Raw genomic sequence first — 21,521 nt, forward strand, 5'->3', positions numbered from 1 at the left:
TATATGCGAAAATATACGATTGCATTATTCATCATTGTTTTGTTTTTACCGTCTTTCTTATTTCCTATTCAAGCAAATGCTCATACGAATAAAGTTGCTATTGTCATTGATGATTTCGGTAATAATATGAAGGGGACTAATCAAATGTTATCACTTCCCATTCCACTCACTGTTGCTGTTATGCCTTTTCTTCCTTCCACAAAAGAAGACGCAATAGCTGCCCATAAGAAAGGCCATGAAGTTATTATACATATGCCAATGGAACCTATAAAAGGTAAAAAAGAATGGCTTGGGCCGAAAGCAATTACAACTGATTTAAGCGATGAAGAAATAAACAACCGACTTGAACAAGCCATTCAAGAAGTACCGCATGCAATTGGAATGAACAATCATATGGGGTCAAAAGTAACAGCGGATGAAAGAATTGTTCGCCTTATACTTGCTGCTTGTAAAAAACACGGTTTATTTTACTTAGATAGTAAAACGAATCCTAATAGTGTCGTCCCAAAAATCGGAAAAGAATTAGGAGTTCCTATTATTGAAAACCAACTATTTTTTGATGATGTGTATACAGCAGGACATATTTCAAAACAAGCCCAATTACTCATCAAAAAAATTCAAGAAAAACCTATTATGGTAGCTATCGGGCATGTGGGCCCCCCAGGTGAAATTACATCACGCGTTATTGAAACTTCTATCCCTAAAATTCGTGAGCATGCAGACTTTATTTTCTTATCTGATCTAGCATTATCCCCGCCTCCTGTTTCAAAATAAAGTTCATTACTCACATATAATCAGCCTCACCAATTGGGCTTTTACAGGTAACACCCGCCCACCTAACTTCTTTGCTTTCACCAAATTTTGAGGCGTGGATTTTACTACCCACAAATAGTGGGACAAAAAAGTACCTATCTATATATAACAGATAGGTACTTTTCTTTTTAACTTAAATATAATCTACGTGACTCACTCTGAATCCTTTTTTCTCTATTTTTCCGATTAATTGCTTTAATTTTGTTTCATCTAACTCATCTGATATATTTACAATAACGCGGCGGATATATTGATCACCGTTATCTAGCGTAAATAGGCCACCGATATTATATGCTTTTAACAATGTCCCAAGCTCTTTAATCGTTCCCTTACAATCTTGTGTTGCAATTGTTAATATATAACCACCTGTTCGCATACCAAATGAATCTTCAATAACATCAAATATATTCGAATGCGTTAACATACCGACAAATTCATTATAATCATTTAGCACGGCTAAAAACGGAAGCCGACGAATTACATAAAAGGCTCTGAAGAAGGAATCCTTTTCAAAAATAAATGCATTGGAATCGTAGAGCATATCCCCTGCACTTACATGCTCTAATCCGCTATTGCATTTTTTTTCTAATAAATCTACTTTATAAATAATCCCCGTGAATTTCTTCTCATCTTCTGCTAATACCGGGATGGCTCGAAATCCCGTTTCGTTCATCATTTGCAGTGCCTCTTCACCAGAATCATTTATTTTGCAAAATGTTACTTGCTGCTTTGGCAGAAAATGATATTTAACTCGCAAAATATGTTCCTCCTTACATGTCAACATGTAATCTATATATAATAAGGAGACCTATATTTTATGAGTGAAATTATTTTTAAAACGCTTTCATTTATTTATTAACTTGTAGCTATATCACATCCATTTTTATATAACAGAGCTCCTTGCCCCCTTAATCATTAATAACTTTACATGATAGTTCATTAAATATTCTATACCCTCTAGCCATTTTTTCGCCTCTTCTGGCGTTTTTCCCCACACAATCATGCCGTAATTATGAACAAGAACTACTCCTCCACCTTCAATGAAATTCGGAACATTCCTTTCTAATAAATCAGCGAATTTTTTTTCATCTTCTACAATTGGAATTGTCATTTCTGTTATACCTTCTTTTCCGAAAACACGCTCCACACTGCGTTTATCGAACGTTACTTCTCCTTCTTCCCCATATAACTCTGATATTAAATGACTATCTACAGTCTGCACTTGTAAAATACATCCTGCACTACTTTTTTTATAAATATCCGCATGCATAAATGACTCTGCAGCTGGTTTTTCTTCATTTTCAAATACTGACTCGCACATGCAATTTACGACAATAAAATCTTCTTCCGAAAATAGCCCTTTATCTCTTCCTTCAACATTTACTAAGAATGTTAACGGCTCTTTTGACGTACATAGCGATAAGCTAATTTTGGTACCATAAAACCAATCACGAAGTGCCAATTCAGATTTCACATCTTTTAATTCATTCCATTTCTTCAGAAAAAATAACATTTCGTCACCCCCGGCATAATATTCATATAAGGTTCGAATCCTTTCTATGTAAAAGGAATATTTTTTGATTATTCTAAAAATTAATTGAATTATCACATGAGAACGCTTTTTTGTCAATATAGTTTCGTGGTTCTTCTTTAAAATAGGCTATTCATATGTCTATACTCCTATCTATTTCCTATTTCATTTTGTACATAAAAATACGCTACTCTTTAATTAAAGAATAGCGTATTTTCCTCATTTTTTATTCCGCATTAACGGGCAGCCCGATTAGTGAGGGCTAATAATCAGTGGGGAATGAACAAAACCCCCACTGATTAAAGTTTCACTTTATTTATTTATTGCATTATATAAAAACTGTGCATATTGTTCACGTGTTACGAAATTATCTCCTAAAAAATTCCCTTCCCCATCGCCTTTTGATATTTTATTATCCACTAAAGCTTTCACATATCCTTTCGCCCAATGGTCATTTGGTATATCTTTAAAATTCTCTGCACTATTTTCATTTTCTTTTAACTGAAATACTCTTTGTAATACTACTGACATTTCATATCGAGTTAATACTCCATCTGGACGGAACATACCATTTCCATAGCCTGTCATAATTCCAGCTTGAACCACTGCATCAATAGCCGTTTCATACATATTTCCTTTCGTATCTGTAAATGCCGTTTTTGGTACTAGATTATTTTCTAATTTTAAATACCTTTGTATTAGAAGAGCTACTTGTCCACGAGTAATGTTATCACCAAATCCAAATTCACCATTTCCATAGCCTATAAATAATTTTTCTTTCGCTAAGTAATTAATTGCTTCTTCTGACCAATGTCCCTTTGGTACATCTTTAAATTCTATCACTTCTGTTTTCTCATCTTCTTTAGACGTATTACCGTCTTTACTTTCTACTACATTTTGAATAACAGACCCTGTAAAGAAAATTCCTGTATCCGCGAATGGATCTTTCACACCAAATTCATATATTTTCTCACCTGGTGTACTCCATTTCACTACACCATTACTATACGTACCGTTATCGCTCTTCAGACGGATTTTCGTAGAAACCTCACCATCTTTTTCATATATAGGTACTTTTACTTCTTTATTTACTTCTGTTTCCTCTAAAAATACTTTTTGATTTTGGACATTAATATAAGCCGTCTTACTTAGTTCTATAACTGGTCGGACATCACGGATTTCATTTGCAACAAAACTTAGAAATACTAATTTTTTCAAATTACTAACTGGTGATAAGTCTGAAATATAATTCGCTTCTAAATCAAGCTTTTGTAAGTTTACTAAACTTGATAATGGCGTAATATCCTTTAACTCATTGTTAGGTAAGTGTAATTGTTTTAACTGTGTCATCTTACTTAGAGGAGTAACATCTTTTATTTCATTTTTCCCGATCCACAATTCTTCTAATTGCTTCATTTGCTCAATGCCGGATAAATCTTTAACTTTATTACGTGTTAATACTAAGTCTGTTAAAGGTAATGAATATAACGCTTTAATATCTTCAATTTGATTACCTGCTAAAGTTAAGTATGTTACATTTTTCAAAGCGCTTAATGGAGCAACGTTCGTAATTTTATTATTTGCTAAATTCAAGTAATCTAGTTGTTCCATTTTCGCTAATGCTGTTACATCTTCTATTTGGTTGCCTGATAGAAATAAACTTTTTACATTTTTCATTTCAGCTAGTGGTGCAACGTTTGTAATTTTATTATTACTTAAATCAAGAGATTCTAAATTATCCATCTTAACAAGTGGCGTTACATCTGAAAATTCATTACCACGCAAAGCTAAATGACTTAATTGCTTTAAGTTCGCAAAGAACGACGGATCTTTTATCTTCGCATTCGCAACTGTTAAAGATTTTAAATTTGGCATATATTTTAATGCACTATAATCAAGTATCTCATTCGTATTTAAAAACAAATCCTTTACTTGTAATAACTCTTCTTTCGTAATTGGTGTATTTAAATCTTTTCTATTAAATACTTTTTTATTCACAAGTTCTCTTAATTTGTTATCTGTTATCATATTTTGATTATCAACTGGATTATCCGTTTCCGTATTGCCTGAATTAGAGTTATCATCTGGTTTCTCTGTTTCTTTGTTACCTACAGTTGGATCTTTAATTTCAAATTGAACTTGATATTTGTGATCATATCCAATAGCTGGAATAAGTATATGCATTTGCATATTGTGCTTCTTCTCAAACTCACCAATTTCAAATTGAACTACTTTCGTTCCATTCTTCCTCTTATCTTCTGACAAAACCTTCACATCATGAAATACACCAGGCTGGTTTCTATCTTCTATTCTAAGATATTGAAAATAATCACTATCTTGCATTGTTACAGTGACAATTTTTTTGCCAGCTGCAATCGTTACTTTAGGATCTTTTATATATTGAGAAACCATAGATGGCTCATCTTTTTGGTCCTTATATATTTTAATCTCAGTATCATACGTGCGATCACTCGCTGCTGCTACCGATTGATTTGCTTCAACTTTTAATGCCGCTAATGCTGGAGTAGAGTACGTAGCAAATGGAATTGCTAATGTTGTCGCTACTACTAGCGCCTTCATGTAATTTTTTTTCAAAATAATATCCCCTATCATATATAATCTTTACAATTGATAAGTATTATCAATTATCCACAAATAAATGATAATGAATATCATTATCATTGTCAATGAGAATATTACATTAAATTTATATTTTTAAAGATAAAAAAATATAAAAGCCCTTTATTCAAAGGGCTTTTTTCAGAGTGTTGGGAAACCCTTTAGGGTTCCCCACACTCTGGAATCATTTTGATTTTAGCGAATAAAAACAACATAAAATAATAGAGTTTCAAAAAAATAGCCCTCCACCAGACCTTTTTTGGTCAGATGGAGGGCTATTTTTTTCATGTTTTGACAAGTTGCGGTGAGATAAGCCTGCATTTGGACAGACTTCAGCCCCCGAAATCGAGCATATCGATAGCCATGTAGTTCTTTGGCGTCCGCAAAGCTTCGCTCTATAGTTGAACAGCGTACTTTGTACAACTTTTTCCCTGTAACTGTTAGTTTGTTTTTTCTAGCGATATCCTTATATTTCTCCCATATATGATGAGTGATAACTTTTTGTTTTTGTTTCTTTGAAAAACATACCTCACGTAGCGGACAAACAGCGCAGTCTTCTGGGTTGGATTTATAGTGACGATATCCTTCACGATCCGTTGTCGCATACTCTAAAATACACCCCACCGGACAAGCAAATGCATTCATTTCTTCTACATATTTAAATTGGCTTTTTGGTACTTCTTTATTTCGTTTTCCAAATCGGCGATACCCCATCACCATAAATATATTTCTCTCCGATAATTTCTTACAGATATACCCTGTAAAATAGCCTGCATCAAGAGCTACAGCTTCCACTTTAAATCCGAATTTATCAATTTGAGCTTGTAGACGCGCTAAATATGGCTCGGAATCTGCCATATTTCCAGCCGTTACATAAGTATCTGTAATAATATTGTACTTCGCATCAGTCGTACGATGGTCTAAGAAATGAAAACCGTTCGGTTTTCCATCTCTCATTAAAAATCCACTATCTGGATCCGTAGTACTTATACGAGTTTTTTTAGTGGGAGTATCACTTTCCTTTCTGGGTTTTAATTCTTTTTTTCGTGTACCTCACGATCTTCAATTACCGCAGCTTCTAGTTCATCTATATAAAACTTTGCCTTTTCTTTTTTATATTTATGTACAAACTTATTTTTATTAGCATTGGCCTTAATGTGCGTAGAATCTGTCATCAGCGCACGTCCTCCCACCATCCGGTGCTCTGTCGCTTGCCTCACGATCTCATCAAAAATTTCTTCGAAAATATTTGTATGAATAAAGCGAGTACGACGATTCCAACTGATTGTAGAATGATCTGGAATAGTATCTGATAGAGAAAACCCTAAAAACCAACGGTAGGCGATATTCGTTTTAATCTCTTTTTCCAATTGACGCTCCGAACGAATACCGTAAAAATATCCAATAAACATCATTTTAAATAAAACGATAGGATGGATTGACGGACGTCCATTGTTTTCACAGTAATAAGGGCGTAACTTCTCTTCAATAAAATCAAAACTAATTGTCGCTTCGATCGCACGAAGGAAATGATCTTGTGGAACCAACTCTTCTACAGAAACAGATACACGTTTATCACGATGATTTTTTAAAGCACCCATCATAAAAAATCTCTCCTTTACCTCTTTTTATCAGTGTTGACACATAAAAAGAGGTTCAGACACAAAAACAGGCTGTGGAGAAGACTTTCTCCACAGCCTGATAAAAGCCCTTTATTCAAAGGGCTTTTTTACCTATCGTATGAAGAATTTCACTTTTTTCCTTCTCATTGATGACACCGATTTTTTGCAAAATATTCGCGTACAATACAAGTTTATTATATATTCGTTCTGACATGTTCTCCCTTCTTTCCTTCGACCAACTTTTTTTGTATTGGTAAATTATATGAAAGAGGTGAGAAAATGTGTCCACTTTTTGCATAACTGCAAATCTTTTATTTTACGATTTACAGATAATAAAACTCCCTCCTAAAAATTAGGCGGGAGTTTATGTGCTTTCACTGTATTTAACAAACTGTCCACTGAATATTATGCTTCTTAAGTTCTTCTTCAAAGCTATATGGCATTTTTTTATCACAAATTACGTGTTGAATACGCGAAATTGCTGCTATACGATAATTCCCTTTCACGCCTACCTTCGTATGATCACATAAAATATATGTTTTCTCAGCTAATTTCATCATCGCCTCTGACAATTTCGCTTTCTCTAATTCAAAGCTGGAAACTCCAAAACTAGGTAATAACCCATCAATCGAAACGAACGCTTTATGAAAATGAAATTGCTGTATGACTTGCTGAGAAATAGACCCTGATACACGCGAATGCTTTGGAGATACTTTTCCACCTATAAACAAAACTTCACCGTGAAACATCTTTTTATTAATAGAAGAAATTAATTGTGTTGCGACTGGAAATGAACTTGTTACAATCGTTAAGTTTTTACGATGAACAAGGTATGGAACCATTTGAAGCGGTGTACTTCCATCATCAATTGCAATGACATCACCGTCTTCTACAAATGTCGCTGCTTTATAACCAATTCTTTTCTTCTCTTCTATATGTAGCATTTCTCTTTCTAACATTGGTGCCTCTACTCCAGCGCCTGGAAGTTGAACAGCTCCACCATACACTTTTTTCAGCTTCTTTTCACGATCTAATTCTTCTAAATATCGACGAATCGTTTCTGTTGATACAGCAAATTCTCTCGCTAATTCTGAAACCTTTACTTTCCCTTTAAATTCTACCTTTTCAAGAATGGTTCGCTTTCTCTCTTCTCCTACTACAGACATAGCTTCACCTCATTTATATCTCCCTTATAAACGTCCTTACTTATACAAAGCTATAATTTTCTTTATAAGTAGAAACTTCTTCATGAATATGAATACCGCGCTTTGCTAGCTCATCAAAAATCAATTGTGGATTTTCAAAGGCTTCTTCAGGCGTAACAACACCCACCCTATTTACATTTCCATTTGCAATTAACTCTGCAGCAATCCCAAATGGAATACCGACGTTTCTCGTATACGCTCTTAATTTTTCCCATCCTACAACAGAACCATCAGATAACGGATGTGTATGATATAACACATGTCTTTGCTTCTCATTATTTTTCATACCTATTACTTCTACATGAAGTGCATAACCATAAAGCTCTGTTTCTTGCCCTTCTTTCGATTGCAATAAATACTGTGAAATACAATCCATAATGCCTATTTCTTTCCCGTTTATTTCAATCTGATCATTACGCAATATGCCGTAATCATATAAAGCACGTACAAGTTGCATATTTTGCTGTGGCCAAGTTCCTCTCGTCTCTATCAGTTTGACACCTTTATTTTCTAATGCCTTTGCTAGCGTAATTGTTTCAGAATGCGGAATGATATACTGCGTTGCCTTACCATAAGGCTCTGGCAATTCTATTTCTCTCGGACGCGCAAACGGAGGTACTTGCTTAAATTCACCATCTTCATACACTGTACGCGATGGTAAATATGGATCATATTCATATGTCGTTGTCTCTGTAATTGATGCAGAAAAAGCAATCGGACGATACGAACCGTGACTTACACGGACAGACTCTACAGTATCCAATTGATTTGCTGCATGCATTGCCATCATTTGCGTTACACCCGGCGTCATGCCAAATCCAGGTAAACATATCTTTTCATTTTCAACAAATATAGCATGCGATTCATTTTCTTCACCAAATCCATTTAAGTTCACACCGTGACATCCTGCTTCTGCAATACAGCGGGTCGACAATCTGTTTAACTTTATCGTCGTACCGTCCATTACAATGTCATAACCAATCATTTTTGCAACCGTATCCTCGTGATCCGTTACATCTACTTTTACAAAATCAACACGAGGGTCGTTGAGCCATTCTACTACTTTACGGCCCTCTACCTCGTTAAAATCAGCTACTGTAATTGTCTCAAAAGATGAAAATTGAACTAAATCCAAAATAGCTTCGCGACAAATTTTACCTGCTCCACCTAAGCAAAACACTTTCACCCAATAACAGCTCCTTTAGCAATACTATCAACTAAGCGATTAATATCTTGTTCATGTACATCACCGATATTTCCAATGCGGAACGTATCTACTTTCGAAATTTTCCCAGGGTAAATAACAAATCCATAACGCTTTAATTCGTTATATAACTGTTGAAACTCGAATCCCTCTTTTGGATAAATGAAAGATGTAATAATAGGAGATTGGTATTCCTCATCTACTAGTGGCTTAAATCCGATTTCTCCCATTCTATTTACTAGTAGTTTTTGATTGTTGTAATATCGATTGTAACGCGCTCTTACTCCTCCCTCTTTTTCTAGTTCAAGTAGTGCTTGATAAAAAGCATGTACAACATGTGTAGGTGAAGTAAAACGCCATTTCCCATTTTGTTTTTCCATCGTTTCCCATTGATCATATAAATCAAGAGATAAAGAGCGTCCTTGCCCTTTACACTTCAATAATTCATCACGTTTTGCGATTACAAATCCGAATCCAGGAACCCCTTGAATACACTTATTCGCACTACTAATTAAAAAATCAATTTGTAAATCAGCAATGTCTATTTCAATCCCGCCGAAACTACTCATCGCATCAACAATTGTAACCTTTCCATACTGTTTTCCTAATTTACATACATCTACAATTGGATTTATAATGCCTGTCGTCGTTTCGCAATGAACAACTGCAATATGCGTAATCTCTTTATCTTCTTGCAATAACTTCTCTACTTCTACAATATTAGTAGGTTCCCACTCTTCTGTTTGACTGACCACTACATCAATCTGTAACATCTCTGCCATTTGCACAATGCGCTTACCGTACGCACCATTTGTACAAACGAGAATCTTCCCATTTGCCGGAATAACAGAACCAATTACTGCTTCAACTGAAAACGTACCGCTTCCTTGCATTAACACTGTTGTATATTTCTCTTCTTCCTTCGTCGCTAACGATACAAGTTTAGCTCTTACTTCTTGCACCATCGTATTATATTCATCATCCCACGTACACCAATCGTATAGCATAACTTCTTTTACTGATTTTGTTGTCGTTAATGGTCCTGGTGTTAATAATAAGTAGTGATTTTCAGTCATGATCCTATTCCCCTTTTATGAAATAATAAGTTCTTGTTTCTCGATATGTTCCATTACGCTTTCGAGTTCCTGCATCGTTTCTATCGTAAAGTGCGCCCCATTTTCAACGAAACGATTGCGAACTACTTCTATTTTTTCACGAAGTTCTACCGAATCCATATTCTCCACTTCCTCTTCCGTTAAACCGAGCTCGCTACTGCCAAGAATTACACCAACTGTCCACATTCCAGCATTTCTACCTTCTTTCATATCTGATACTGTGTCCCCAACTTTTATCATATGGTTCATCGGATACACACCAAGTTCCATTGCATTTTTATAGCACATCCATGGATATGGACGGCCTGCTGGAACATCATCTGGCGTAACAAGAAAATCAGGTTTATATCCTTGTAACGCTGCTTCCTTTGCTACAATATCCATCATTTCTCTCGTATAACCAGTCGTTGAACCAATTTTAATTCCTCTTTCACGTAAAGAAGCAATCACTTCTTTTACTCCATTAATCGGCGAAGCATAGCGCGGTAAAATAGCGAAGAGAATCTCTTCAAATTCTTCATACATCTCCTGAATGTCTGCTTCTGTTGGTAATTGTCGGAAAACACGATTCCACTCACTCGCAATACGAGGCATCTCAGTAAGTGCCCTTACATGATCTATTTTTAATAACCCCATTGGCTTACGAGCTTCTTCTGCTGTAATTGCTACACCCCGTTTATGAAAAATCTCCATGAATACTTCTAGTGGTGCAAAACATCCGTAATCAACTGTTGTCCCTGCCCAATCAAAAATAACTGCTTCAATTTTCATTCTGTCCATCACCTTTCTTACTTATCTTTTTTGCCATTGTGAAGTTCGGTTACGAAGTGCTTTCGTTCCCCATTCATATACAACTCTTACTACAATATTTGTAACAACAATAAGCACACTCATTGCAGCTGCTGGCGCCACATTTCCTGCATCATCCATATTTACGATTGATACGGCAGCTAGTTTAAAATCAGCTGCATATAGGAATACAACTGCCGATACAGTTACCATTGAATTTACGAAGTAGTACATTACCATTTCTAAAATTGCTGGTAAACACATTGGTACCGTTACTCTAAAGAATGTTTTATAAAACGGAATACCCATCGACTGCGAAACAAGCTCAAACTCTCGATCTAATTTCTTTAAAGCAGTCGTTGCCGTGACAAATGTTACAGAATAAAAATGAATGATATTTACTAGTACTAACACAGCGATTGTTCCGTATAAAGAATGAAACGGGTTCGTTACTGATAGTCCCAAAATTTGAATCGTTGGTTGACTAAAGAAAAAGACATATCCTAATCCGAGTACTAAACCTGGTATGGCTAAAGGAACGATAGAGAAAAAGTAACCTGTTTTTCGGAAGAATTGTAGCTGGTCTATTTTCTCAATTGCATATGCAAATACAAATGTTAAAATCGCCCCAATAACTGCTGTAACTGCTGAAACAATTACGCTATTTTTAAATGCTTCAAGTCCATCTCCTGTTAAACTCGAAAAATTAAAATGCTCAAATGTAAAACTCATATTATATGGCCATACTTTCACACTTGCAGCAATACCAACTGCCACAAATAACAGAATGATCATAAATGTAATCACACTACAGTATATGAATGAGATGACATCTCTTTTCTTATTAGCTATTATTCTGTATGGTACTGCTTTTGAAGATAAGAAATTCGCCTGCTTTCTTTGCGTAATACGATCAACTGCAAATGCGAATATAGCTGGGATTAATAAAATCATTCCAACTGTTGCACCCATCGACATATTTTGCTGTCCAATTACTTGTTTGTATACGTCAGTAGCAAGCACATTATATTGTCCACCAACAATTTTTGGTGCCCCAAAATCAGTGAAACTAAGTGTAAACACAACAAACATTGCACTAATTAATCCGTACTTTACACTAGGTAAAGTAACCGTGAAAAATTGTTTTGTTTTACTCGCCCCTAGCATATTAGAAGCTTCATATAAACGATAATCGGATCCTTGAAAGGCAATTAGTAATATGAGAAAGGCTTGCGGAAATGTATACATAACTTCAGCTATTACAATTCCTACTGGTCCATATAAAGGGATTTGTATACCTTCAAATAACCCAAACATTCCTTTCGTTACTAGCCCTTGATTACCAAATAAATATGTAAGTGCTATACCGTGCATCATCGTTGGTGCAAACAATGGTAATAACGCTACATACTGAAATACACGCTTTCCAAAAACATTCGTACGGGCAATTGCATATGCGTAAACGAATGCAATTGAAACTGAAATAATTGTTGTTGCGCCCGAAATCCATACCGTATTTTGTAAAGACTGAACTAAAGTTGGTGTTGTAAAATATTTACTGAAATTCGCTAAACCAATGAAAACTCCATCTTTATTATAAAAAGCTTGTGTAAATAGTTGTAATAGTGGTAATACAAGTATGACAAGGAAGGAAAGAATCATACCGATAATTACAAGCCTTTGGATCCATTCCTCTTTCCCTATACTTCTCTTAATCTTTTTTTTCGCACTTTCTACCTTGTAGTTTTCTAACATCTCCATCTATACAATGACCTTCTTTCCATATGACAACATATGATTTTCTGAGAAAGAGATTTGAATCGGCTTTCCTTTTCTAATATCAGCTACTTCTACTTCTGATGCTAATATATCCACTACAATTTTCTCATTATAAAGGTGTGTGTTTTCTTCTACGACTCGCACTTCCGTTCGATATACAGATCCACGAAATTCCATACTTTCCACAACTGTTTTAATACCGTCCTTTTGTACAATTGTTACATGTTCAGGACGAATTGCATGCTCTTCGTTATTTTTCGAAAAGAAATTAATAGAACCAATAAAATCTGCCACAAACGGATTGGCTGGTCTTTGATAAATCTCCTCTGGTGTTCCAATCTGCATAATTTCCGCATGATTCATTACAACAATTTTATCAGCCATCGTTAATGCCTCTTCTTGATCATGCGTGACCATAATAGTTGTTACTCCTACTTTCTCTTGCAAATCACGCATTTCTCTACGTAACTTTTCACGTACTTTCGCATCTAAAGCAGATAACGGCTCATCAAGTAACAAAATATCTGGAGACAGAGCGAGCGCACGTGCAAGTGCCACTCGCTGCTGTTGTCCACCAGACATTTGAGCAGGATATTTATCTTTTACATTCAGTAAATCTACAAGTTTTAACGCCTCTAGCGCTTTCTCTTTTACTTCTGCTTTTCCATATTTTTTTGTCTTTAAGCCGTATTCAATATTTTCAAGTGCTGTTAAATTCGGAAATAATGCATACGATTGAAACACCATTCCGAAGTTTCTCTTTCCAGGAGGTAATGCTGTAATATCTTTTCCATTCACAGCTATACTACCTGTTGTTGCCTCTTCTAGACCTGCTAAAATTCGAAGCAATGTCGTTTTCCCACAACCACTTGGGCCTAATAAACATACAAACTCATTTTTGTTCACAGTAAAAGAAATATCTTTTAACGCTGTAAATGCATCAAACTGTTTTTGAATGTGTTGAATTGATAAATATTCGCTCATTTTTTCTCTCTCCCACTCACTTACTTTTTCGGTTCTGCTTTTTGGCCAAACTCTTTTTCCCATTTTTCTAAAATTTTGTCACGATTTTCTGCTGCCCACTTAAAGTCATTCTTTTTGTATAACTTTTCTGTTACATCTTTAGGGAATCCATCTGGAAGTTTATAATCATTTTTAATTGTCGCAAATCCATTTTTCTCGAAGTATAACTTCATTACATCATCAGTAATCGCCCAATCTAAAAATGCTTGCGCTAATTTTTCATTTTTTGCATTATCTTTTTTAATAAGTGCGTTCGCTTCTACTTCCCAACCTAATCCTTCTTTCGGCAATACAACTTCAACTGGTGCACCTTTTTGTTTCTCTTTCAAAGCACTATAAACCATTGATACGCCAACTGGATATTCACCCGCTCCTGCTAATTTCGCTGGTTTTGATCCTGAATGCGTATAACTTGCCATATTATCATGAAGTTTCTTCATGTAATCCCAGCCTTTATCTTCACCCATGATTTGTAGCCATGCAGAAACTGTTAAAAATCCTGTTCCAGATGATGCTGGATGTGGCATAACAAGTGTTCCTTTATACTCTGGTTTCGTTAAATCTTCATATGATTCTGGCATCGGTAAATTTTTCTTCTTTAACTCTTCTTTATTTACAGCAATCCCCGTCATAAATGCAGTATTTCCTACCCATTTTTCAGGTTGCTTATCATCTTTAAATTGTGGAAGAACACGATCTGCTCCTTTTGGAGAGTATCCTTTTAACATATCTTTTTTATCTAAAGCTAATAGACTTGATGCCGCAGTTCCCCATACAACATCTGCTTGTGTATTTTTCCCTTCAGCTAGCAATTTCGCAGTAATAACTCCTGTTGAATCACGTACAATGTTCAATTTCACATCAGGATATTTCTTTTTAAAGGAATCAAGATAAATTGGTACAAGTTCTTCTTCAATTGCTGTGTAAACAGTTAATGATCCAGATAATTTGTCATCTTTCACTTTCGCTCCAACACTTTCTTCCTTCTTTGCACCACACCCCATTAATAACGAAAATACCATTCCAGTCGCTACAGCTTTAAAGATTGTTTTTTTCACTGTTTCTCTCTCCTTTTACAAATCTTATGTACAACTCAAATATAAACAACTAGTGTAAAAGCAGTATTAAACCAACATTAATCTTTTGTTTGTTGTTTGTTTTTGTGTAATACGTTGCTACTTCTATGTTTTTTCGCATTTTTCTGCTAATAGAAAACACTAAATTTACAAATAATTAAAAAAACCTTTATAATCCCACAAAAAAATGAGGCGTTTGTAAAAAACGCCTCATTTTTGTTTCCCTTTTTTTGAATTACGATTCGCATACTTTGCGCTATTTTCTCCTTCATACTCTAATGCAAATTCTGCATCTGGTAAGCTTTCTTTCGGAGTTTTATTATTATTGATTGCCGCATTTTGTTTCACTTTTCTTTTTACCAATACATTCACCTGCTCTCAAGAAATTACTTTCTACTCTAGTTTGAAACAACTTAAAATAATTATTACTGGCAAGTGTTAACAAGTACATAAGAGGCGTTAGATGGAAATACTACATATGAAGAAATCATTATAAAAAGGAGCGATAATTTTGAAGAAAAAAGAAAAGATTCAATCACCCATTTTAGACGAAACGCTCCCGCATCAAATGAATTTTCCATCTTTTAAAGGAACAGGAAAAACGATGCAACAACCTTTTGTGAATCAATATAATGTTGTAATTGGAGACAGTAAATATAATTCCGAGAACAGTCCGCTTAACAATTGGAGTGATGAAGTAGATCCTGCCATTATGGCTGGCGATGAGTGGATCCATCCGACAAATGATATTGGGTGGATTTCAGAAGAAAATCAAGAGTTACTAAAAAACGAAGTGGATAATAAAAATGAAGCTTTTATGCATCCACAATTTGGCATTAACGACTAAAAAACCATTCTACCTAACGTAGGTAGAATGGTTTCATACTATCCAATAATAATCCGCTCTTTCGGGTATTTATAGCGAGGTGGTTGTTCCCTTCCACCACTAGCTAAAATAAATGTTAAAATACCAACGCGTCCGATAAACATAAGCACAATAAGTACAAGTTTCCCAACAGTTGTTAAATCCGGCGTAACACCTGTTGATAGTCCCGTCGTTCCGAAAGCAGAACAAACTTCAACAATTAAGCTCATAAGCGGTACATTTTCCGTAATAGATAAAATGAATAGCGCAGTAGCACATAACAAAATCCCCATCGTCATAACGACAGATGCTTTCAGTACATCCTCTTCATGTAGCTGACGTTTGAAGACTCTAACTGTTCTACCGCCCCTTGCAAAGGTGTATAGTGACAATATACTAACAGCAAATGTAGTTGTACGTATTCCGCCCCCAACCGAACTTGGAGATGCCCCTATAAACATTAATATACTCATAAATAAAAGCGTCGGTTGTGATAATTCACGTATATCCATTGTTGCAAGTCCACCACTTCGCGTCGTCACAGATTGGAATAATGTATAAAATACAGTTTCATGCCATGACTTTCCTACTAAAAAATGATTTCTCTCCAGTAAAAAAATCATAATTGTACCAACAACAACGAGTGCAAAAAATGTTGTTGTCGTCAATTTTGTAAATAATGAAAAACGGAATAATTGTTGTCTCCTTTTACTAAGGAATTGTTTCACTTCCATTAGCACAGGGAAACCAATCGCTCCTAAAATAATTAGTAACATATGAATCATTTGAACAATATAATCTTTTTTATACGGAATTAATGATTGTCCTGTTAAATCAAATCCGCCGTTCGTAGTCGCACTAACAGCTGCAAAGAAACCGTGAAAATAAGCTTCTTGCCAAGTCGGAAAGTAAAGTAAAAATCTTGTCCCCAATAAGATTGCTCCAATAAGTTCTATTGAAATAATTACAATTAAAATAGAACGCATCAATTCTACGAGACCCGATAAATTTCCTTGATTATGGTCTGCCATAATTAATCTTCTTCTTTGCAAACCAATCTTTTTCCCCGTAATGATCCAAACAAATGTCCCAAGCGCCATAATTCCTAAGCCGCCTAATTGTAAAATAAGGGCTAAAACAATAATTCCTGCTGTAGTAAACGTATCTGAAATCGTAATAACAGACAGTCCCGTAACACTTACCGCACTAACCGATGTAAAAAGCGCATCTATAAATGTCCATTTCACACCAGGCTTCGTAACAAACGGTAAACTAAGCAATATCACCGATACAACTACCGCTAATAAATAAAACAAAACGATGAGTTGTACAGGACGTAATTTTTGTAAAAACTTTTTTATATCTCTCATTCCATCACTTCGCTACCTTTTTTCTATCGATTAAATAAAGAAAAATCTTTACTTTCTTTATTTGTAAATAACTGCTCAAATAATTTGGCAAAGACCATTCCATATACAGTTCCATTACCTCCATACGGCAATGCATAAAACAAATTATGTATCTTTTCGTCTTCTTTTAAAATGGGGAGACCATCATGAGTACCACCAAATGCGGCTGCCCAATAGTAGTCTGCCTGTATATTTTTATACTGCGGGAACATCTCTTTTACAATATTAATAAGGATATCACGCTTATGCAATAATTTCGTATCACCAATTGTTTGAATTTGTAGCGCTTCATCTAATCCGCCTACAATAATGCGGTTTCGATACGTTCGAAAATATAAGTAAGGCCGTGCCGTTTCCCAAATTAACGATCGCTCATGCCAGCCTTCAAATTGATCTATTTCATTTGTTACAATTGCATAAGAGGTGTCTACTGTTGTATTTTTTTCTTTCTTTCCAAAAAGCGCCTCATAACCTGTCGCCATAATAATATTCTTTGCTACAATTTGATTTCCTGTTTTCGTGTAACAAATTAAATCATTTTTGCGTTTTTTTATATGTATTGCCTCTGTATGTTCATATATATTAGCTCCCATTTGGTTTGCTTTATGCAAAAAACTATACGCTAGTAAATACGGATTCACCTCAGCATCACCTTGCGTATATAACGCTGCTTGTTTTGCAAAAGAATAACGTTTCTTAATATCAGCTTCTGTAAAATATTCAACTGGAAATCCATAATTCTGTAACGTATTATATTCCTCTTGTAAAAATGAGACATCCTCACTTTTACTTGCATAATATAAACTATTTCGCGGAATAAAATGGGGATTAATATCAAGAGTCGGTATAACCTCTTCCATTGTTCTTAGCGCTTCATAACAAAGCTTATATGCTCGTACCCCTTTTTCTTTACCAAATGTATGGATAAGAGAGGTTAACGATTTATCATGAAGAAATTGTAGTAAACCTGTATTAGCAGCTGTGCTACCACACGCAATTGCTCTTTTTTCAATAAGTGTAACACTCATGCCAATTTGCGCTAACGAATGCGCTATATGAGCACCGGCTTCGCCGCTTCCAACTACGAGCACATCACATATCATATCATTTTCTAACAGTGGATAACAAGGTACAGAAACTCCTGTATTCCAAAACAACTTACCCATCATAAGTTTCATAATTATACTCCTAAAATATAAATTTCTCCTTTCTATGTTTTGTTATTTTTCATAAAAAAATCCAACTAACATAGGCTAGTTGGATTTTTTTATTTTTAATTAGAACGCTCTTCAAGCCAATTTCCAATCGTCGGATATGTTTGTTTTACAGCTGTTCCACCGTAAACGATAGACATATGCCCTGTTGGTAAACATACATATTGTTTATCTGTGCTAGAAATATGGTCTAGTAATGCTTCTACTTGACATGGCAAAGCGATATGATCACGTTTCCCGGAAATATTTAAGACATTCGCCTTAATATTTGCAAGGTCTACCTTTTGTCCGCGAATAACGAGTTCACCCTTAACCAACTTATTATTTTGATAAAAATCACGAATCCACTGTCTGTATGATTCACCTGGGAACGGAATACCATCACCAACCCACTTTTGAACCAATCTCCAGCTTTCGACGAAGCGCTCATTCTCTGAACGATCTACTAAAGCAACATATGGACCAACAAAGTTCGTAATTGGCTTTAACATTTTGTTTCCGAAATCAATCATTTCTGGCGGAATATTTCCAAATGTATCAACCGCTTTATCTAAATTGAAGTATTTCTCATCTAATAAAGGGCCATACAATCCTGTTTCAGAGAAATCAAAAGGACTTGTCATGAAAATTAAATTACGAATTGGCATGTGCGGATGAAGTGCTGCATAAATAGAAGTTAGCGTTCCACCCATGCAATAACCAAGTAAAGAAATCTCGTCCGATTTTGCAGTTCGCATTACTTTTTTTACTGCTTTTGCAATATAATCAAACACGAAATCATCAAATTTCAAATGACTATCTTCTAAACCAAATGTGCCCCAATCAAGCATATACACATCAAAACCACGATCCACTAGATATTCCACTAAACTATTTCCAGGAGTTAAATCCATAATATATGGTTTATTAATAAGAGCATATATTAATAGAATTGGAACTCTTTGTGTTTTTTCTTGTTTTGGAATGTAGCGATAAAGCTTCGTCTTATTCTTCGTCCAAATAACCTCTTTCGGCGTTAATCCGACTTGGGGCTCTGGTTCACGTAATAAAATTTCACTCGCCCTTTTCACTCGGCGGTATGCTTTTCGGTACTCTTCTGGGTATAGCTCTAATTGCTTTTCCCATTCTGTTGCGAATGTAGTCATTTTTCTATCTCCTTTTTGGTCGATTTCCTTCTAAAAAAAGAAGTGCATTCCTGCTATGGATATGCACTTTTTTCTTACTTCATTACATATATAATCCGCCGTTAATGTTTAATTGTTGACCTGTGATATACGCACCGTCACGGCATAGGTATACTACACCTTTTGCAATTTCATCAGCTTGACCAAAACGTTTTTTCGGGATTTTTGCAACGATTTTTTGACGTACTTCTTCTGGTACTTCTGCTACCATTTCAGTATCAATAAATCCTGGGCAAATAGCGTTTACAGTGACATTTGTTTTTGCAAGTTCTAACGCTAATGATTTTGTAAATCCTAACATACCCGCTTTTGCTGCTGAGTAGTTTGTTTGGCCAAATCCACCTGCTTGACCAATAATAGAAGAAATGCTAATAATTCTTCCTTCTTCTGCTTCCGTTATGTATGGAAGAACCGCGCTTGTCGTATTAAATACGCTACTTAAATTCACGTCAATTACGCGCTCCCAATCTTCACGATTTAACTTTTTGAATGTACGATCTCTTGTAATACCAGCATTATTAACAAGAATATCAACTTTACCAAAATGATTCACAGCTTCTTCTACAAGTCGGTTTGCATCTTCTACTTTAGAAACATCCGCTTGCACTGCATAAACGTCATGTCCGTCTTTTCCTAATTCATTTACTAAATTTTCAGCTGCTTCTTTACTGCTATTATAGTTAATAACTACTTTCGCTCCCTCTTGTGCTAATGCTACTGTAATTGCTTTTCCAATTCCTTTTGCTCCACCTGTTACGATTGCTACTTTTCCATTTAATTGAACCATTTCTTTTCCCCCTTAAATGAATTTGTGAACGATTGTTATGAATCATTTTGGTACTCATACTATAGAGTCCATATATAATTATGTTTCGCTGTTTATACACGAAAAGAGATTCTCCCTCTCTCTTTTACATGTTATAAACAAGCGCTTTTATCATTTTTTATTTTCTGGTTTATTCGCAGGCTTTACCTCTTCTTTTACAGGTACTTGTAGTTTAGCTAGTACTGCATTTTGCTTTTCTAGCAATTCTAAAATTTGATCTACTTTTGTTTCAAGCGTACGAATATCTTGTTTTACTTTCGTCACATCACGCTTTAATGTAGGAGCTTGTCCTAAAGAATCTACTTTCTCCTCTAGAAACTCCTCAATGTTATCTACTTTATTTTCTAAGTTAATAACAAGCGTAGCCACTCTTGCGATATCCTCTTTCGTCGGCACATTTACTTGTTCTAAATAGTTTTTTGTCGTATCATTTAATGCTTTTTGATAAAACAAATTCAAATCTAGAACGCTGCCCATCCAAGCAGAATATTCTTCTGTTTTAATTGTTTCATTGAGCGCTTTTCCCCAAAATGTTTCGGTTTGTTCATAAGCATTTTTCCATGCTTGTAGTGGATCGAATTTTTGATCAATCACTTTACCTACACTCCTTTTTTCGTTTTTGAAACAATTCAACCTATTCACTATTTTCTAATATTCTGAATAAAACTTCAAGTCTATATTTTATTTTTTTCTATTTTCTAACAAATGTGTTGACTTTAAAAACAGATAGGTGTAAATTGCACTTATAAGCAAAAAATTCCATCTAACTGATTCATGAGGTGATGCACAATCATGCTACAAAATGAACCAGAACAACGCGAAAGTTTGGAGAGCAACCAAGCGAAACAACCAAACTCCATGCCAAAAAACTTCTTAGTTCCCTTCTTACTTCTCTGTCTAAAAGACTGGAGTCTTCATGGTTACAAACTTATTCAAATGCTAATGGATATCGGCTTTTCTTCTGTTGACCAAGGTAATGTTTATAGAACACTACGCAAGTTAGAAAAAGAAAACCTTATTTCTTCTACTTGGGATACAAGCGATGGAGGGCCAGCAAAAAGAATTTATTCTTTAACTGAATATGGAGAGCAATATTTAACAACATGTGCGACTTCTTTTGAACATTATCAAAATATGTTGCGAACGTTTTTCACGTTATACACCAATGCATTCTTTCCATTTTCTACTTCTCCAGAAAAGGATGAAAAGGATTCTTCATCTTCACCTGGTGGTACAGCAGAGTAATC

20 protein-coding genes are annotated in these 21,521 nt (G+C 35.1%); 3 read left to right on the forward strand and 17 right to left on the reverse strand.

Going from position 1 to position 21,521, the window contains the following annotated elements; genetic code table 11:
- Positions 1-3 precede the first annotated feature (3 nt).
- The gene (locus QCI79_RS05800; RefSeq protein ID WP_001234107.1) at positions 4-774 is read left to right on the forward strand and encodes a divergent polysaccharide deacetylase family protein; all 771 of its coding nucleotides are present in this window, start codon (positions 4-6) and stop codon (positions 772-774) included.
- A gap of 172 nt (positions 775-946) precedes the next feature.
- Here QCI79_RS05800 and cbpA read toward each other — a convergent pair whose 3' ends face one another.
- From cbpA to QCI79_RS05860, 12 genes are all read right to left on the reverse strand, one after another.
- On the reverse strand, positions 947-1,570 hold the full coding sequence (gene cbpA / locus QCI79_RS05805) for a cyclic di-AMP binding protein CbpA (protein WP_001264211.1): 624 nt from the start codon (positions 1,568-1,570) through the stop codon (positions 947-949).
- Between the two features lie 126 nt (positions 1,571-1,696).
- Positions 1,697-2,326 carry a class II aldolase/adducin family protein gene (locus tag QCI79_RS05810; RefSeq protein ID WP_000896005.1) on the reverse strand — a complete coding sequence of 210 codons (630 nt, stop codon included), beginning with the start codon at positions 2,324-2,326 and terminating at the stop codon, positions 1,697-1,699.
- Positions 2,327-2,656: 330 nt separating this feature from the next.
- Positions 2,657-4,957: an NEAT domain-containing leucine-rich repeat protein gene (locus QCI79_RS05815; RefSeq protein ID WP_031303502.1), complete on the reverse strand. Its 2,301-nt coding sequence runs from the start codon at positions 4,955-4,957 to the stop codon at positions 2,657-2,659.
- Positions 4,958-5,158: 201 nt separating this feature from the next.
- Positions 5,159-6,567, reverse strand: a protein-coding gene (locus QCI79_RS05820; RefSeq protein WP_209291804.1) for an IS1182 family transposase whose coding sequence is annotated in 2 segments (ribosomal slippage) — positions 5,159-6,009 and positions 6,009-6,567 — 1,410 coding nt in all. Because the reading frame shifts where the segments join, the coding sequence is not laid out codon by codon here.
- Between the two features lie 401 nt (positions 6,568-6,968).
- Positions 6,969-7,751: a DeoR/GlpR family DNA-binding transcription regulator gene (locus QCI79_RS05825; RefSeq protein WP_000117667.1), complete on the reverse strand. Its 783-nt coding sequence runs from the start codon at positions 7,749-7,751 to the stop codon at positions 6,969-6,971.
- Positions 7,752-7,791: 40 nt separating this feature from the next.
- On the reverse strand, positions 7,792-8,976 hold the full coding sequence (locus tag QCI79_RS05830) for a saccharopine dehydrogenase family protein (protein ID WP_000862174.1): 1,185 nt from the start codon (positions 8,974-8,976) through the stop codon (positions 7,792-7,794).
- Positions 8,973-10,070 carry a 2-aminoethylphosphonate--pyruvate transaminase gene (phnW, locus tag QCI79_RS05835; protein ID WP_000138230.1) on the reverse strand — a complete coding sequence of 366 codons (1,098 nt, stop codon included), beginning with the start codon at positions 10,068-10,070 and terminating at the stop codon, positions 8,973-8,975. The genes QCI79_RS05830 and phnW overlap by 4 nt, the downstream gene beginning before the upstream one ends.
- A 15-nt stretch (positions 10,071-10,085) precedes the next feature.
- Positions 10,086-10,880 (reverse strand): phosphonoacetaldehyde hydrolase, encoded by a 795-nt coding sequence (gene phnX, locus QCI79_RS05840; RefSeq protein WP_000687366.1) that lies wholly within the window; start codon positions 10,878-10,880, stop codon positions 10,086-10,088.
- Between the two features lie 21 nt (positions 10,881-10,901).
- Positions 10,902-12,659, reverse strand: coding sequence for a putative 2-aminoethylphosphonate ABC transporter permease subunit (locus QCI79_RS05845; protein ID WP_000425518.1), 1,758 nt, complete (start codon positions 12,657-12,659; stop codon positions 10,902-10,904).
- Positions 12,660-13,661 carry a putative 2-aminoethylphosphonate ABC transporter ATP-binding protein gene (locus QCI79_RS05850; RefSeq protein ID WP_000006190.1) on the reverse strand — a complete coding sequence of 334 codons (1,002 nt, stop codon included), beginning with the start codon at positions 13,659-13,661 and terminating at the stop codon, positions 12,660-12,662.
- Positions 13,662-13,681: 20 nt separating this feature from the next.
- Positions 13,682-14,758, reverse strand: a complete 1,077-nt coding sequence (locus QCI79_RS05855; protein ID WP_021727722.1) for a putative 2-aminoethylphosphonate ABC transporter substrate-binding protein — start codon at positions 14,756-14,758, stop codon at positions 13,682-13,684.
- Positions 14,759-14,986: 228 nt separating this feature from the next.
- Positions 14,987-15,139 carry a hypothetical protein gene (locus tag QCI79_RS05860; protein ID WP_000240799.1) on the reverse strand — a complete coding sequence of 51 codons (153 nt, stop codon included), beginning with the start codon at positions 15,137-15,139 and terminating at the stop codon, positions 14,987-14,989.
- A 148-nt stretch (positions 15,140-15,287) separates the two neighbouring features.
- On the opposite strand from QCI79_RS05860, the gene QCI79_RS05865 reads away from it, so the two are divergent.
- Positions 15,288-15,623, forward strand: coding sequence for a DUF3905 domain-containing protein (locus QCI79_RS05865; RefSeq protein WP_000726028.1), 336 nt, complete (start codon positions 15,288-15,290; stop codon positions 15,621-15,623).
- 38 nt (positions 15,624-15,661) lie between these two features.
- On the opposite strand, the gene QCI79_RS05870 is transcribed toward QCI79_RS05865, so the two are convergent.
- From QCI79_RS05870 to phaR, 5 genes are all read right to left on the reverse strand, one after another.
- The gene (locus tag QCI79_RS05870) at positions 15,662-17,011 is read right to left on the reverse strand and encodes a TrkH family potassium uptake protein (protein WP_001204707.1); all 1,350 of its coding nucleotides are present in this window, start codon (positions 17,009-17,011) and stop codon (positions 15,662-15,664) included.
- Between the two features lie 23 nt (positions 17,012-17,034).
- Positions 17,035-18,228 carry an NAD(P)/FAD-dependent oxidoreductase gene (locus tag QCI79_RS05875; RefSeq protein WP_021727723.1) on the reverse strand — a complete coding sequence of 398 codons (1,194 nt, stop codon included), beginning with the start codon at positions 18,226-18,228 and terminating at the stop codon, positions 17,035-17,037.
- A gap of 95 nt (positions 18,229-18,323) precedes the next feature.
- A complete protein-coding gene (gene phaC / locus QCI79_RS05880; protein ID WP_000206336.1) occupies positions 18,324-19,409 on the reverse strand; it encodes a class III poly(R)-hydroxyalkanoic acid synthase subunit PhaC in 1,086 nt (361 codons plus the stop codon).
- An 82-nt stretch (positions 19,410-19,491) separates the two neighbouring features.
- Complete coding sequence (locus QCI79_RS05885; protein ID WP_000250407.1) at positions 19,492-20,235, reverse strand: acetoacetyl-CoA reductase; 744 nt, start codon at positions 20,233-20,235, stop codon at positions 19,492-19,494.
- 150 nt (positions 20,236-20,385) lie between these two features.
- Positions 20,386-20,868, reverse strand: a complete 483-nt coding sequence (phaR, locus tag QCI79_RS05890) for a polyhydroxyalkanoic acid synthase subunit PhaR (protein ID WP_000566942.1) — start codon at positions 20,866-20,868, stop codon at positions 20,386-20,388.
- A 198-nt stretch (positions 20,869-21,066) separates the two neighbouring features.
- Between phaR and phaQ the strand changes: the two genes are divergently transcribed.
- A complete protein-coding gene (gene phaQ, locus QCI79_RS05895) occupies positions 21,067-21,519 on the forward strand; it encodes a poly-beta-hydroxybutyrate-responsive repressor (RefSeq protein WP_000939955.1) in 453 nt (150 codons plus the stop codon).
- Positions 21,520-21,521 lie beyond the last annotated feature (2 nt).

The organism is Bacillus cereus group sp. MG1, from assembly GCF_040460035.1.
Taxonomy (GTDB): Bacteria; Bacillota; Bacilli; order Bacillales; family Bacillaceae_G; genus Bacillus_A; species Bacillus_A cereus.